Annotated in this window: 11 protein-coding genes and 1 tRNA gene; 4 read left to right on the plus strand and 8 right to left on the minus strand. The window is 46.9% G+C overall.

Features of this window, described 5'->3' with window-relative positions:
• Positions 1–229: 229 nt before the first annotated feature.
• The 4 genes from SAR116_RS06190 to nfsA all read right to left on the minus strand — a co-directional run bounded on the left by SAR116_RS06190 (position 230) and on the right by nfsA (position 3,382).
• Positions 230–1,291 carry a D-alanine--D-alanine ligase family protein gene (locus SAR116_RS06190; RefSeq protein ID WP_049757494.1) on the minus strand — a complete coding sequence of 354 codons (1,062 nt, stop codon included), beginning with the start codon at positions 1,289–1,291 and terminating at the stop codon, positions 230–232.
• Between the two features lie 102 nt (positions 1,292–1,393).
• Positions 1,394–1,564 (minus strand): hypothetical protein, encoded by a 171-nt coding sequence (locus SAR116_RS13710; protein ID WP_190275473.1) that lies wholly within the window; start codon positions 1,562–1,564, stop codon positions 1,394–1,396.
• A gap of 307 nt (positions 1,565–1,871) precedes the next feature.
• Positions 1,872–2,006 (minus strand): hypothetical protein, encoded by a 135-nt coding sequence (locus tag SAR116_RS13860; RefSeq protein WP_013046089.1) that lies wholly within the window; start codon positions 2,004–2,006, stop codon positions 1,872–1,874.
• A gap of 638 nt (positions 2,007–2,644) precedes the next feature.
• Entirely contained in the window at positions 2,645–3,382 is a 738-nt protein-coding gene (nfsA, locus tag SAR116_RS06200) for an oxygen-insensitive NADPH nitroreductase (RefSeq protein WP_013046090.1), read from the minus strand.
• 164 nt (positions 3,383–3,546) lie between these two features.
• Between nfsA and SAR116_RS13240 the strand changes: the two genes are divergently transcribed.
• Positions 3,547–4,425, plus strand: coding sequence for a DUF3108 domain-containing protein (locus tag SAR116_RS13240; protein WP_190275474.1), 879 nt, complete (start codon positions 3,547–3,549; stop codon positions 4,423–4,425).
• Positions 4,426–4,629: 204 nt separating this feature from the next.
• Here the strand turns inward: SAR116_RS13240 and SAR116_RS06210 are convergent, their stop codons facing one another.
• Entirely contained in the window at positions 4,630–5,514 is an 885-nt protein-coding gene (locus tag SAR116_RS06210; protein ID WP_013046092.1) for an NAD-dependent epimerase/dehydratase family protein, read from the minus strand.
• 261 nt (positions 5,515–5,775) lie between these two features.
• Positions 5,776–5,865: transfer RNA gene (locus SAR116_RS06215), tRNA-Ser, on the minus strand.
• A gap of 152 nt (positions 5,866–6,017) precedes the next feature.
• Here SAR116_RS06215 and SAR116_RS06220 point away from each other — a divergent pair.
• On the plus strand, positions 6,018–6,389 hold the full coding sequence (locus SAR116_RS06220) for a hypothetical protein (protein ID WP_013046093.1): 372 nt from the start codon (positions 6,018–6,020) through the stop codon (positions 6,387–6,389).
• Between the two features lie 52 nt (positions 6,390–6,441).
• Here SAR116_RS06220 and lepA read toward each other — a convergent pair whose 3' ends face one another.
• Positions 6,442–8,244 carry a translation elongation factor 4 gene (gene lepA / locus SAR116_RS06225; protein WP_013046094.1) on the minus strand — a complete coding sequence of 601 codons (1,803 nt, stop codon included), beginning with the start codon at positions 8,242–8,244 and terminating at the stop codon, positions 6,442–6,444.
• 271 nt (positions 8,245–8,515) lie between these two features.
• On the opposite strand from lepA, the gene leuA reads away from it, so the two are divergent.
• Positions 8,516–10,189: a 2-isopropylmalate synthase gene (gene leuA, locus SAR116_RS06235; protein WP_013046095.1), complete on the plus strand. Its 1,674-nt coding sequence runs from the start codon at positions 8,516–8,518 to the stop codon at positions 10,187–10,189.
• Between the two features lie 20 nt (positions 10,190–10,209).
• Positions 10,210–11,313, plus strand: coding sequence for a PQQ-dependent sugar dehydrogenase (locus tag SAR116_RS06240; RefSeq protein ID WP_190275475.1), 1,104 nt, complete (start codon positions 10,210–10,212; stop codon positions 11,311–11,313).
• Between the two features lie 56 nt (positions 11,314–11,369).
• On the opposite strand, the gene SAR116_RS06245 is transcribed toward SAR116_RS06240, so the two are convergent.
• The gene (locus tag SAR116_RS06245; RefSeq protein ID WP_013046097.1) at positions 11,370–15,650 is read right to left on the minus strand and encodes a VCBS domain-containing protein; all 4,281 of its coding nucleotides are present in this window, start codon (positions 15,648–15,650) and stop codon (positions 11,370–11,372) included.
• Between the last annotated feature and the right edge of the window lie 108 nt (positions 15,651–15,758).

Genomic DNA, 15,758 nt, shown 5'->3' on the forward strand with positions numbered 1-15,758 from the left:
ACGGGGTGGGGCTTGGATCTGTGACCTTGGCACTCGGGCCTCGCAGTTTACTTGATTGTTTGGTGGAACGGCGGGCTGGTGGGCTATTATGAAATGATGAGTTTATAGGTTAAAGTGAGTGCCAACATTCTATTTTCTGACACCCACTATACACTTAATCATCCCTAGCTGGTCTGCATTGGCGAACAATAGCAGGACGATTTTGTATTTGAGGGAATTTATCCCTTAATCAACTATTTAGTCGATTGCTGCATAGTAATAAAATCATGTCATCGTAAGTCATGTTTAGGTTTAGGGCACAAGATCGATAGAAATAGCCTTTGGACAAGCCAGGCATTAAATTAGCTTCAACAAAATGTGGCAATCCCTTTGCGCATAACCTTATGTCTATTCTGCCAAAGGACCGACCACCAAGAGCTTTAAACGCAGATTTTCCTACCTCTGATAGTTTCTTATGAAGAGTTTTGTTTTTAACTTTTCTGACAGTCTCTTGATCTAATCTTTTGATCTCATGGTCTAATACTCTATGACCACGTTCGTTTTTAGGGGCTATTATCTCAATCGGCATAGCGGTTAGTAAGTTGGTTCTTTCGTCTTCAAGGATTCCAACACTAAACTCTCTACCGGTTAAATAACTTTCTACTAGAGCGTCACAATTTAGGACGTTACAAATTTGATCGACTTTAGCGTCAAGTTGTTTTCGGTCGAAAACAAGTGATAAATCGTCAATCCCAATGCTATCCCCACCCCTTACAGGTTTTACGAAAACCGGATAAGGAATGTTCATATTGTTATCTACAGAGACTTTGTTGGTATTTATTATGACATAATCTGCAGTGAGAATCCCGGCTTGTTTTACAATTGATTTTGCAAAGCCTTTATGGTGCTCACGATCTAAAGCGGCATGGTTCGATCCGATATAACGAATATGATTTAGTTCAAGAAAATCATTCAGCCAAATTTGATTTTCTTCAAATTCGAAATACTTTACACCCGAAAAAACCAAATCTGGTTTTCTTTTTGCCAATTTAGTTAAGCATTCAAGTGTACTAATTTCTGTGATGCTAACTTTTGAATATTTTTTCGAGAGAATGCTATGAATTAATTTTGCATTAATTGTGATCGCAACATTTTTTTGGTTTTTACGTCCATCAGGGTTGGGTACTGTTATTATCTCAATTATCTGGTTTGTCTTTAGCTTTCTTTGATTTTGAGAGTTGGTAAAGTCTATCTTTATTATGTTTTCTGAGCCACTCACTGTTGAGGGTACAGGATGAAGTTGTTTTATCACAATTTCAGGTCTCCTTTCGTCATGAGAACATCCCAGAAGTGCCCAAGGCCGCTTTGATTTCTCCAGAATTAAAAACTACCAAACGCTTAGAGCAATATTCTATCATTGCGAGGTTGAACTATTTTTCTTCTCACTAGCTCGCTTTGCTTCCGCTAGGGCATCATCTAGCCTTAAATATTTATATGTGCCTACGTGATAGCTATCTGACGAAACCCGTTTAACACCAAGTTTTTTTAGCGCAGCATCGTTCATATTTTTACGTTCATTAGACATACTTTATCCCATCTCGATTTTCAGGTTATACACATCAATTATGTAAGGAATTTCTTATTCAATTAGCTCACCTATCAACTCGCAATCAAATGTTTGCTCTTTGTTAAAAGACATGTCGTAGACACTGTTGTTATAAATAAAAACCTCTCCATCTCCTTTTAAAAGTCTGGTGCCCTTTGATAAGGCATAGAGGCACTCGCTTAAGGAAACGTAGCTATCATTTGATTTGCTAAAATTAAATTGTTCCGCTTGCGCGGCGACTGAAAGAAATAGTGAGACGATTGAAAATATGAGGATATTCTTCATTTCATTTACCTTTTTTTGAACCAAGTTCCAGCAGTGCTGATTTAGTCATCGTGTTGGATGTTGCCAAAACTTTCGGTTTTTCTTTTTTTGTTTTTTTGGTTTCTCGATTGCCTTTGCGACTGTTGCCCTTTGACATTTCATTTATCTCCAAATGGTAATTTTGATTGGCAAAAGATATTCCCTTGACCCACAGTCAAAAAGTGGTTCAGGGAAATTGGCTATCTCTGATGCGTGACAAATCATCATCAAAATTCCAAACAACACAAAGGGTTGCTTGTAAAAGCTTGATAGTGATTAAACTGTATCTAATGCACGATAGTTTGCTTATGTTGATTTTTACTAAGCAATCAGTTGCAACGGTTTGCATTGCACTGCTTTAATTTTCTGCGCTAAGACACATACTAATTAAATCTCAGATTACACTGGGCCTTTTCATGAACTAAAGCAAGGTTATTGTTTCAGCAAGAAACAAACAAACCTTTAGTTTCGTTTTGAAGTCGTCAAATTTCGATGAGGATGGTGGCCTAGATCGGCTGGCGACCCTGCCGTACCATTGGCTCGTGCAAAGGCTCCGGAGCCAAGAACCACATACTATAGCCCTAAAGCTGGGTAATTTGGGGCAGGGTTACTGATCCCGTAGCCTATTTCGGAAAGACTTGCTCAACGTTGTGGGGGCTTGGAGGACAATATAATTTCTGGCAATCAGTGAGGACTCATAAAACATCACACCTGATTAAGCCTAAGCCGAAGGGCTCACGGTTCCCAGACAAGGGACTACTTCATCTCAAAACCCTGATCAGCAAGAAATTGTTTCATGTGAGGCCGTGACTCTTTCTCAAGAAGACCCGCCATTTGTTCGCTCCAACTTTGAGATTTTTTATTGCCACTCCGAGTCGCATAATACTCTCGTGCGATACTGTCATAAGCGTCAATCTGCTCTGCCTCTTCTGAAGCATCATAAATATTGTCTTTTAATATAACTGAAAGGGGCAATCGCGGCTTAACTTCAGGGTTTTCAGCCGGATGACCAATGCACAAACCAAACACTGGATACACATTTAATGGTAACTTTAGCAGGGCGCTAGTTTCTGACGGATCATTGCGAATAGCGCCAATATAGCAAATGCCCAATCCGAGTGCTTCCGCCGCAACAACAACATTCTGAGCATAAAGCGCTGTATCGACAGTTGAGATTATAAACTGCTCAGTAAAACCTTTTGTGGGCGTACCACCATGTGCCTCACAACACTTTATTGGACGGTTAAGATCAGCACAAAAGACCAAAAATTCCGGCGCGGACATAACTTGAGCTTGATTTCCTGCGACTGCCGCCAATTGCTTGCGTTTGGTCATATCTGTTACTCTAATAATCGTAACACCTTGCAGAAAGCTTGAACTAGCGGCAGCTTGACCTGCTTTAACGATAGTTTGCAGAACGTCATTTCCTATGGGTTCATCAGTAAATTTTCTAATTGATTTATGCGCCATCAAAATATCGATTGTTTGGTTCATTCTTAACTCCTGACTATACAACACCTCAATATTCAGTAACGTTTGTAATTCAAAAGTAAAGCTGATTAAGTATCATTATAATTGCAGTGCCTTTAGTTTGTATATGTTACCTGATGACATGTTGGGCCCCACATTTTAGCCCTGATGGAATGGATTGCAGCACCATGTTTTATTTTGGCTCCTCACCTTTTACCCTTGCACCAATTTTGAATGTGCCAATTTTGAAGGTGGGCTCAATCAGGTTCGCCTGCCTATTTGTAGTCGCGGGTCTACTCGCCCCTTTTGGCGCATTTGCCACCGGAACGCAGATTGATCTTCGCCACGAAGTACAATGGGGAAATGTGAATGTTGGTGAAGTCGAGACCAGTTGGCTCTTTGACCAGACGACGTTCGAGATGGTTGGTAAATCGAGGACAGTTGGCATCTCAGAAAAGTTGCGAAAATATCGAGGTAACAGCACAGCTAAAGGCCACATACATGACAACCGTCACATGCCCGTACAAATCGACATTAATGGGATTTACAAAGGTATGGAAAGGAATGCCACTGCAATCTGGAACCCCAAAAATGGCCGCATACGTACCGTCAGAACACCATCACTGAATCTTAAAAAGGTTCATCCTTTGGATGATAAAGTCATCCAAGGATCGATAGATCCCTATACTGCCATGCTGCGTGCGCTTCATACGATAAAACAGACAGGATCATGTAACAGTAGCCACAATATCTATGACGGCCTTAGGACTGCCGAATTGACGCTACACGATCTTGAAGATGATCTCAGGCCTAATTTCCTGACCGCAGATAGGCCAGACGCCTATGATGGTGCCGTGATAGCGTGCGGCTTGACCAGCAAGCCGACAGGCGGGCATCAGCTAAAATCGCGCTGGAACAAGAAAAAGCGTAACATTGATGACACAATCATTTTCATTGCCGAAATTGAACCCGACATCTTTCTGCCAGTACGTATCGAGATCAAAACATTCCTTGGCACAATCACCACAAGGCTTGTCATGACCAGCTTATCAATAAAGAATAGCTGATGATATTGCTGACCAAATTTGGCTGGCATCTCCATGACAAGCCAAAGATAAAAGGTGCCCCAATGTTGCGGCATGATGGTGACCCTAACAAAAGGTCAGATTATCAGGGGTGAAAACACTCACGGTACCTAGGCCAGCGACTATTGGGCCTTTTGCCGCCCCGATATGGCCTAATTTTTGTTGATGTCGCACTTCATAATAGCCTTACACTTCACCGCGCCAATCATGAACAGGCCTAAATCCGAGCATGTCTTTCATTTTCTGATTTGAAAAAAGACATTCATCATCTGCCAGTGGTCGCTTTACAGGAACATCGGAATAGAATTGTTTGATTATCTCGGCATTGCCAAGATCGACAGAGTTTTGATCATTTGAAACATTGAAAATTTCAAACCCAAGATCATCCTTTAACAGGCAACATTCAACTGCCTGACCAAGGTCACGACCATCGATATAGTTAAAAGCGTTTGGTAAGCGGACTTCAGGATCTTTGCAGAAATCGGCAAACAGGCCATATTCATCGGGTTCAATCACGTTGCCAATCCGCAACCCGTAAATGTCAAAATCAGTACGAAGCTGGAACGCGCGTGCTGTTTCCTCATTAACGACCTTTGAGGTGGCATAGGCGTCCATCGGACGAGGTTGATCGTCTTCATCGACCGGCAAGGCCAGCGGCTTTGGCACGCCATGCGAGAAGCATAACCCGTAAACAGTTTCAGAGGATGCAAAAATGACTTTGCGGATATTCAATTTTGCGGCGGCTTCAAGAATATTATAAGTGCCCATCACATTGGTCTTGTATGTCTCAACATCAGTCGTCTGCATAATTCGTGGCACCGCAGCAAAATGCACAATGGCATCAAAGCCAAGCGGCCATTGCCTTTCACGGATTTCATCGCGATTCATATGACCCGATAGCGCCGAGAAAACTTGCCCTGTATCAGTAATGTCAACTTGCAGATAATCAACCCCGTCCTGATGCAGGTTAACAAGGTCAGCATTCAATACCCGATGCCCCTTATCAGCAAGATAACGAACAGCATGGCGACCAGCCTTACCACTACCACCGGTAAAAAATACGCGCTTCATCAAAATTTTCACCCCAAAACTATTGTAAAATATGTTTGGGATTATGTTCGATAACATTGTCACGGGGCAAGAGTTTAAAATCCCATTACCCGATTTAAATTACTGACATGTTGGACCCCACATTCGATCCCACATTTTAGCCCTGATTGGTATGGATTGCAGCAGCCAACAAATAACTTATATACCAAGAAATATCCCATATAATCAGAGACCAACGGGGATAAATTTAGCGAATTACAAGATAAAGATAAGGGGGGGGGCTGGCGGAGGGACGGGGATTCGAACCCCGGTGAAGTGTTACCCTCAACACGCTTTCCAAGCGTGCGCCTTAAGCCACTCGGCCACCCCTCCGCAATAGCGGCAAATTAACAGGGTCACCCCCGCATGTAAACCAGTCGTCATTCTCTAAATCATGCTCTCTGATCAATTTTGCAACTTTTGCACTTTTGGCTTGTGACTAGTGCCTGCAACCGCCACTATGAGGAAATGATAAGGATAAGTGAATGATAAGGATTTTCTTTAAAATCATTGCCGCTTTGTTCGGCCTATTGGCATTATATGTTATTTGGCTAGATGTAACCAACGACATCAGCCCCAGCATCGTGCTAGGCCAGTTTTGGTTCGAACATCACAGCGTATCCTTGCAGGTTGGGGAAGCCATCATTAGCCGCTATATCGACCCATGTGGTTTGATCGTCGCGCTTAATTGTGAACCGTTTCTATGGCACCCAATGATCGCCAGCCTGCTTGGCTGGCCTGCGGCCTTGGTTTTTGTTATATGTACGCTGGTCTTTGGTGGCCTTGCAGGCCTTGCTGGCAGACGTTCATCTCGCCGCGCATCTAAACGCGTCTTGCATCGTGACGGGGCATCGTGACGGGGCATCGTGACGGGGTAGCCTAGCTGTGGCCAGCCCATTCATATAGTTTTTAATTATCACCCATTTTCAGCGCTTCAAAAAAGGCCGTTTGCGGGATATCGACCTTGCCGAACTGCCGCATTTTCTTTTTGCCTTCTTTCTGCTTTTCCAACAGCTTTTTCTTACGCGTGATATCACCACCATAGCATTTGGCCGTCACGTCTTTGCGTAAGGCAGCAATCGTTTCACGGGCGATTACCTTGCCCCCGATCGCCGCCTGCAATGCCACCTTGAACATCTGACGCGGCACCAGATCTTTCAACCGGATACAAATCGCCCGGCCTTTGCCTTCGGCTTGATCGCGATGCACAATCATCGACAAGGCGTCAACCGGATCACCATTGACAAGTATCGACACTTTTACCAGCTCACCAGGGCGATAGCAATCAATGGCATAATCAAAGCTAGCATAGCCTTTGGTGATAGATTTAAGCCTGTCATAAAAATCAAACACAACTTCGTTTAGCGGCAAGCGATATACCGCCATTGCGCGATTGCCCGCATAGGTCAGATCAATCTGCTCACCTCGACGTTCAGTACATAAGGTCAGAACCGGTCCCAGAAATTCATCGGGGGTCATAATTGTTGCCTTGATCCACGGCTCTTCAATCTCGCTGATCCGGGTTACCTCGGGCATATCAGCCGGATTGTGCAGATCAAAGCGTTTTCCGTCAGTCAAATGCATCTGATAGACCACCGAAGGTGCAGTGGAAATCAGATCAAGATTAAATTCACGTGTCAAACGGTCGCGGATCACCTCCATATGCAGCAGACCCAAAAATCCACAGCGGAAACCAAAACCCAGCGCGGCAGATGTTTCCGCCTCAAACGAAAAAGATGCATCGTTCAATGACAGTTTTTCCAGCGCCTCGCGTAGGCCTGTAAAATCATTCGTATCAACCGGAAACAGGCCACAGAACACAACAGGCACCGATGGGGCAAAGCCTGGCAAGGCCTCGTCACATAGGCGTCGTTCCTCGGTGATCGTATCACCTACCTTGGCATCCGAAACGGTTTTTACACCCGCATTGATAAAACCAATTTCGCCAGGGCCAAGCTCGTCAACCGATGTTGGTTTTGGTAAAAAGGTACCAACACGTTCAACCACATGCGTTGCGCCTGATGCCATCATGCGGATTTTCATACCCTTTTTCAGAACGCCATCATGCACCCGCACCAATGTCATCACGCCCAGATAGGCATCGTACCAGCTATCTACCAGCAATGCCTTTAGCGGCGCCGTACGATCACCTTTTGGTGCTGGCAAAGACGTGACTAACGCTTCGAGAATTTCGTTAATACCTTCACCGGTCTTGGCACTGGCGGCAATCGCGTCGTCAGCTGGCAGGCCAATGACCTCTTCAATCTGTGCTTTGACACGATCAGGCTCAGCCGCCGGCAAATCGATCTTATTCAACACCGGCACAATTTCATGATCGGCTTCTATTGCCTGATATACATTGGCCAATGTTTGCGCCTCAACCCCTTGGCTGGCATCAACCACCAATAGCGATCCTTCACAGGCCGAAAGCGAACGTGACACCTCATATCCAAAATCGACATGGCCTGGCGTATCCATCAAATTAAGCACATAATCCTTGCCATCTTTGGCCTGATAATTAAGCCGCACCGTCTGCGCCTTGATGGTAATACCCCGTTCACGCTCAATATCCATATTATCAAGCACCTGATCTTTCATCTCGCGATCAGACAGGCCACCACAGGCCTGAATCAAACGGTCGGCGATGGTCGATTTACCATGGTCGATATGCGCGATGATTGAAAAGTTACGGATCTGATCTATGTCTGTCATATGTCACTTGCCTATGGGGCGCTGGTTGTGTGCTTGATTGCTATACACCAATTTTGCCGTTAATACCGCCCTAATATGACCTAAATTACCAATCTGTGACGATATGGCCAAAATCAATGTTGAAAATGTGCCCAAAAATGTGCCAGAAAATTGTCTGTTGTGGCCTTTGACATGGTAATATAATAACATAAATAGAATTATTGAAATTCATTATGAATGGTTTAATCCGTTATAATGAAAAGAGAAAACCAATTAAGGATAGGAAACAACAATGCCTGGCATGGGTTTTGAAAAATACCGTCCGTTCGAGGGACCCGATCTTAGCGATCGGACATGGCCTTCGACGCGTATAAACACCGCACCTGTATGGTGTTCGGTTGACCTACGCGACGGTAATCAGGCACTCATTGAACCGATGGACGCTGCCCGTAAAATGCGCATGTTCAAGATCCTTGTCCAGATGGGTTTCAAGGAAATTGAAGTTGGTTTTCCGTCTGCCTCGGACACCGATTTTAATTTCCTGCGCGAATTGATCGAAGGCGGCCATGTGCCTGATGATGTAACAATTCAGGTTCTGACGCAGGCGCGTGAACACCTGATTGATCGCACAATTGAAAGTCTGGATGGCGCCCCCAATGCCATTCTGCATCTGTATAATTCGACATCAACCTTGCAACGCCGTGTTGTGTTCAAAGCTGATCGCGATGGCGTTAAACAAATCGCTGTTGACGGCGCCAGAATGGTCGCTGATCGCATTTCCAAATGCGGGGCGGATAATCTGCGCCTGCAATACAGCCCCGAAAGCTTCACCGGCACCGAGCTGGATTATGCGCTGGATGTGTGCGAAGCCGTTATGGATATCTGGCAACCAACAGCCGAAAACCCGACAATTATCAATCTGCCCGCCACCGTCGAAATGTCAACGCCAAATATCTATGCTGACCAGATCGAATGGATGAGCCGTCATTTTTCCAATCGTGATGCTGTTATTCTGTCATTGCATCCGCATAATGACCGGGGCTGTGCTGTCGCCGCTACCGAACTGGGATTGATGGCCGGGGCTGACCGTGTCGAAGGCACCTTATTTGGCAATGGCGAACGCACCGGCAATGTTGACATTATTACCTTAGGTTTGAATATGTTTACCCAAGGCGTCGATCCGACCCTCGATTTTTCCGATATTAACGAGCTTGTTGAAACCGCCGAATTCTGCAATCAGCTGGCTGTACCGGAACGTCATCCCTATGCCGGAAAGCTGGTGCATACGGCCTTTTCCGGCAGTCATCAGGACGCGATCCGCAAAGGCATGGATGCCCTTATGAACGCCAATGAAAACACCTGGGAAGTGCCTTATCTGCCGATCGATCCGGGCGATATTGGTCGCACCTTTGAGGCGATCATCCGCGTCAATTCGCAATCTGGAAAAGCCGGCGCGGCCTATTTGCTTGAGGCGGACCATCATGTGCGCCTGCCGCGCGCTGCCGAGGTTGAATTTTCCGGCATTGTCCAGCGTGAAGCCGACACCACCGGCAAGGAAATCACCAGCCAGCGCATCTGGGAACTGGCCGAGGCACATTATATCATTCCGGCGGGGCGGTTCGAACTGGTCAGCTTTGATGTTGCCAAAGCCAGCCGTTCGGGCGATGGCGAACGTGTCACAGCCACGATCCGGCATGATGGTATAGACGTCGCTATCAGCGCGGTTGGAAATGGTCCTATTTCAGCCTTTGTCGAGGCCATGCGAAACGGTTTTGACCTATCATTCCGGCTTGCCGATTTTGGCCAGAACACGCGCTCGGCTACATCGAAAGCCGAAGCTGCCGCCTATGTCGAATTGGTCGTTGGCAAGGGCGATAACGCCAAGTCAATCTTTGGTGTTGGCATTGATACTTCAATCACTATGGCACCAATCCGCGCTGTTATTAGCGCACTGAACAAGCTGTAGAGCCGGTTATGATGCGTTTTATGAAACGGGTCGCGCTGTTGGGTGCGACCCTTTTTATTTGGACAATGGTCATTGCTGGTAACGGTGCTGCCGATCAACCTACCCTCAGCAAAATTGGTCCCGCATTGCATCATCCGTGGGGCATGGATTTTTTGCGTGATGACGAATTATTAGTGACCGAGCGTCGCGGCAATCTGTTGCAGATCAATCTGACCACCGGCAACGCCCACCAGATTGGTAATGTGCCTGATGTATATCACAAGCGCCAGGGCGGCTTGCTTGATGTAATGGTGTACGAAGACTGGGTCTATCTTTGCTATTCGGCGGTGCTGGCGGGCGGGTCATCAACGGCGATTGATCGGGCACGGCTGAATGCAGACAGCAAAACTCTGACTGACCGCATAACAATCTTTACCGCCAATAACCCCAGTCGTTCAGGTCATCATTTTGGCTGTCGCATGGCCATTCCCCGAACTGGATCACAGGCCGGTTATCTGTTTACCAGCTTGGGTGATCGCGGTGACCGCGATAATGCCCAGGATCCCGCACATCATGCGGGATCAATCATCCGGCTACATCCAGACGGGCGTGTGCCAGATGACAATCCGAGGCATGATGGCTGGGCACCTGAAATCTGGTCGATCGGCCATCGCAACCCCCAAGGCATGACAACCGACCCGCTGACCGGCACCATATGGACGCATGAACACGGGCCGCGTGGCGGCGATGAAATCAACCATATTATTAGTGGCAAGAATTACGGCTGGCCGACCGTCAGCCACGGACGCGAATATGCCACTGGTGTAAGGGTCAGCAAGCATGAAAGCCTGGCTGGCTATGTTGATCCTGAATGGATATGGGATCCGTCCATCGCGCCTTCGGGATTGGCATTCTACCCGCATGACGCCACAATGTTTCCCGCTTTTCAGGGGCAGTTGCTTGTCGGGTCATTGAAATTCAGGCAATTATATCTGGTGCGCATGGCAAATGGCACGCCGGTTGATGAACAGATTGTGATGGATCGCGCTATTGGCCGTGTGCGCGATGTTACCGTCGCACCTGATGGAAGCATTTTGCTACTTAATGACGAGGTCACCGGCGGGGTGTGGCGCATTAGTCGGTAAACCCACATCAAGTGATTGGCAAAAGGCGATGCTCCAGGGCATATATTTTCATTGCCTTAGACGAAATCCATCTGTGCCATTGCAAGGTCATTACTAGGCACCGGTAAGATGTCGCCTAGCATTATCATGTCATCCCCGACATATTGCCCAACATGCCCTTGGCTGGCAGATGTGCCAGAGGATTCAGTAGGGGGTTCATCAGGGGATGAAGCAGAAAATATAAATACAGTTTGATATTCAGCACTCTCAAGTCCATAACGATCTACAAGTTTGTATTTCATCCGAACTTCAGTTCTAGACTCAACAGCATCAGACATGCTCATATTAGAAGCAAATGAAAAGCTAACCTTTTCATATATTTCGCTTGCAGGCTCTAAATCAGAAACAGAAATAAAAAGAGGGTTTTCAAGAGTTGGGCTTGTCGTTACATGGGTCAGAGCATTCACGCCCGGGATAGGAATAAAGAAAAAAAGATTACCCTGCTCTTCCTGTAAAGTCGTTTCCTGCGAAGATGTCACAAAAGTCATTGAGGTGATTTTCACCCAGGTGATCATGTCATTTTCTTGATCGATGCCAAGCATGTCACTCGTAAGTTGAGCATTCGGTCGATAATTTGGGCGGTCTTCTCCAACAAATTCCATAGTTTTCGTCTGAACCGCCGTTCCTCCTGTCCGGGTTGGCACTTCATGACCACCAATCACATCTATTTCCAGATCATCACTATCACTTGAATTAGTATTGTCGGTAACCGCGACTCGGAAAATATCTTTGGCCGCTTCATCATGCGCCAACGCCAGTGTGTCAGCATCATTAACATCAAGTTCGTATGTCCAACTGCCATTCGCTTTCATATAGAGCGTACCAAACTTGCCAATAAACGCTTTTCCCTTGCCCCCGTTCAGCACATCAGTTACCGCCGCATTACGATCTAGAGTCTGTGTATCCGTTTCATTCGAAATTGATGTGACCGAAAGCGGCACGGAATCTTGGTCATAGGCACGATTGTCATGGGATATAAAATATAACGTTCCCGACGCTACTAGATCACCTTCACTGGCGGTTTGTAATGCGGTTTGTCCATTCTGCGACAATATAGTTGGTGCGCGCACATCCTTATCAATAACACTGCGGTTAACGCGAATACTGAGTGCTACCGCCGTAACATTCAACGTGAATGTGACAGGTTCAGGCAGATCACCTACACCCGTGACTTCGGAACGGATAGTAACTTCATGTATCCCAGCGGTCAGCGATGCGCCCGCCTTCACCCACAACACCTGTCCAGTTTGGTCTTGGCTGGGACGAATTTCAAAAATGTCTGATTGATCAATAAACGCTTGATTATTACCCAAAGCATCATCAATAAATCTAATTTTCGTTAATCTAAGTCCATTAGACAAATTTTCTTGGACATTAACATCCTGACTTGATTTACCAAGGCGCATTCGGGATGGCGTTTCATCGACATCTGTGATGTTTATGGTTATCTCTTCCCTATCTTCAATTTGGCCACTGGCGGTGCTGGCAATTAGAACAAATGAATAGCTTTTCTTCGCGCTTTCATAGTTTGGCGACACCCGGAACCAAATTTCACCCAGCGCATTGATGCCAAAATCGTCGGCGTCCGTGCCTTCAAGGCGCCACCTGACAGTTTGACCCTCAATCCTCAGCCTTGCCGCCGCCTGATATATCACAGCAGCATCGCCGCGGTCTGATGCATTGTTATGCGCTGCAACCCTTTCCGCCACAGGTTTTGTGTCCAGGCTGGTAATATCTAATAGACCAGATGGATCAGTAACGGTGAATGATATTGTGTAGTCATCCTTTAGCTTCGATGGACTGTTATCTTTTGCTCTTACTAACAGGTTAGTGACAGGCCCATTCTCATGATTGAATGTCTGGCCTTTCTTGATCCATATCTCATTATTATTCCTAATCATGAAACGGTTATTACTAAGTATGTGGAAAGTCACATTGTCACCATCTTCATCGGTGGCCGATAGTCGGTAGCCCGTATCAATTCGTTTGAAAGCGGATGTTGTACCCGAATAGATAATGAATGGCTGTGGCGGTGACTGCACGCTCAGTTCGGGTGCTTCGGGTACATCATCAACTGTAATCGTGATCTCACCTGCGCCCTGCCAGCCAGCGTCATCCGCCTGACCATCCTTTTTGTAACGTGCCTCAACCCGAAAGGTGATGGATGGCATCGTCTCATGATTGGGGGCTTGATGCAGGCTGATAACGCCTTTCTCGTTCACCTGCACATAATCATGGCGGCGACCACCCGCCAACCGATATTCAACCTGACCGCTAAGATCACCACGCTCAACCGTCCTCACCCCCAACTGCGTGGTACCCCCCAACTGCGTGGTACCCGATAAAGCCGTACTGTTCTCATCAACCCTCAGGCCCGTGATCGTAGCAACCGTCAACACCTCATCCAGCTGGTTGCTTACCGTCACCTGCACGTCATGTGATATATCCGTCACCGTCGCACCGGCTTTGTTTGGATGATTGCCTGCACCCAGATTATGACCTGATGGTGCCACCGCCACCTCGCGCGCATGGATCCTCACGTCATAGATATTGTTACGATCATCATCGCGCGGGTCTTCATGATTTGCCTTGTCAGTGAAACGCAGATTGCCGTCACCATCAATCCTAAACGACCGCGCATCATCGCCGCTCAGATAAAAATAAATGTGATGACCAACCACATCCGGGGTCGGCACCGTCACCTTATATAAAACCTTGCTGGCAAGCGTGTTTTCCTGAACGCTGGCAATGCCATCACCGACACTTGTCAGCCCGTTACCCGCATCAGCCACCAGGCTTGTGTCGCGCGCCAAAGCCAACATCTCATCGGCTATATCCGTAACAGTGATGGTCACCTGCTGTTCGGCTGATTGGCCGCCCACCGTCGCTATTACGGTAAAGCTGTAGCTGGTCTTGCCCTCATCACCATCAGCATCTGGTGTCTTGATAAACCAGACCGCACCACTAACCTCATCAATACCAAAGAAGCTGTGATCGCCTGTACCGTCTTTCAGGCTATAGACAACCTTATACCCAGCCACATCCGGCGTGGCGCTGGCGTCATAGACAATCTTGCCGTCGCCCCTAATGCTGGCATCGGTCCCCAGCGCCACATCTTCACCCACCGGATCAGGCGCATCATGATTAAACACCGGCGCCGTGTCATTCACATCACCGACATTCAGCGTGAAGGTCTGCGTCAGATCGGTGCCGTCCAGCGTCACCGTAACACTATGGCTGATGGCAGTCTCATGATTCAGCACCACACCGGCTTTTAGATACAGAACCCCGTCTTCAATCTCGAACCTGTCTGTATCCGACCAGCTGAAGCTATGGGAGTCACTCTGATCCGGATCAGTCACAGTCAGATCGGCCAGCTTGATGCGCTCTGTAGTATTAGTGTTTTCATCAAGGCTGGTAACAACCGGCTCAAGTCCAAACTCCAATTGTGGCGTACCGGGTGCACTGGGTGCGGGTGCTTGCTCAACAACATCTCTCACATGTTTGTCATACATTCTGATAAGTTCGATAATTCTTGGTGCCAAGGTCTGGGGGGCACTATATTCGATAATCAACTCTGTTAGCTCTATCAGAAACGCTTTAATCTGCGTTTCATAAGCAAAAGTGGTTGGGCTATTCGGATCATAAACATTGTGGATCAGCGGCTTGTAGCTTGCAAAGGTAATGCTGTTTTTCAACACCTCTGGATTTAACGCACCAATGAAAATAACGTGGGTTAATGGCGAAATAACATCTGAGCCCGCTGGTGCCATAAAATAAACGGGTAACGGCGCATCACTACCAACATGTTCGGCACCTCTAGTGTCGGCGATAAGCGGCTTATCCTGATGCGCAACGGGTATCGTCCCCTCAAACCGCCCCTGATTATCAGTGCTGTCATCAACAAGAATATCGCCACTATCAACCTGCTGGTTGCGATTCACGTCAATATAGACCCTTGCGCCTTCAATCGGGGGGTCGTAAAGCTCTCCGTCAATTCTGGTTTTTTTGACTGGTGGTATCGCTGCCACGATAACTGGTTTACTGGCAGATCCACCGCCACCACCACCGCCGCCGCCGCCACATGCCGCCAGCAATAACACCAGAGGCCATACGCCAGAAGAAGAAGAAGCTATTTTATATGATGCGGCACTAGCAGGTGGCGTAATACTCTGGAATAACGTGATGCTGGGGGATGATATGACCGTCCCCCTGAATTTAACGCGCACGAAGCCTTTACCCGTTTTATGGGGTTGATAAGCGCGTACCGCGATAGCTTTCTTTTCATGCTCAAACATGACTGCACCATCGTCAAAAACGGCAAACCGACAGCCACGCCCAATGAATGACACTCAATAGGTGGCGCTCAATGCAATGAAATGTTTTTTAAAACTCAAACCTGCATT

The sequence above is a fragment of the Candidatus Puniceispirillum marinum IMCC1322 genome, assembly GCF_000024465.1.
Lineage (GTDB): Bacteria > Pseudomonadota > Alphaproteobacteria > Puniceispirillales > Puniceispirillaceae > Puniceispirillum > Puniceispirillum marinum.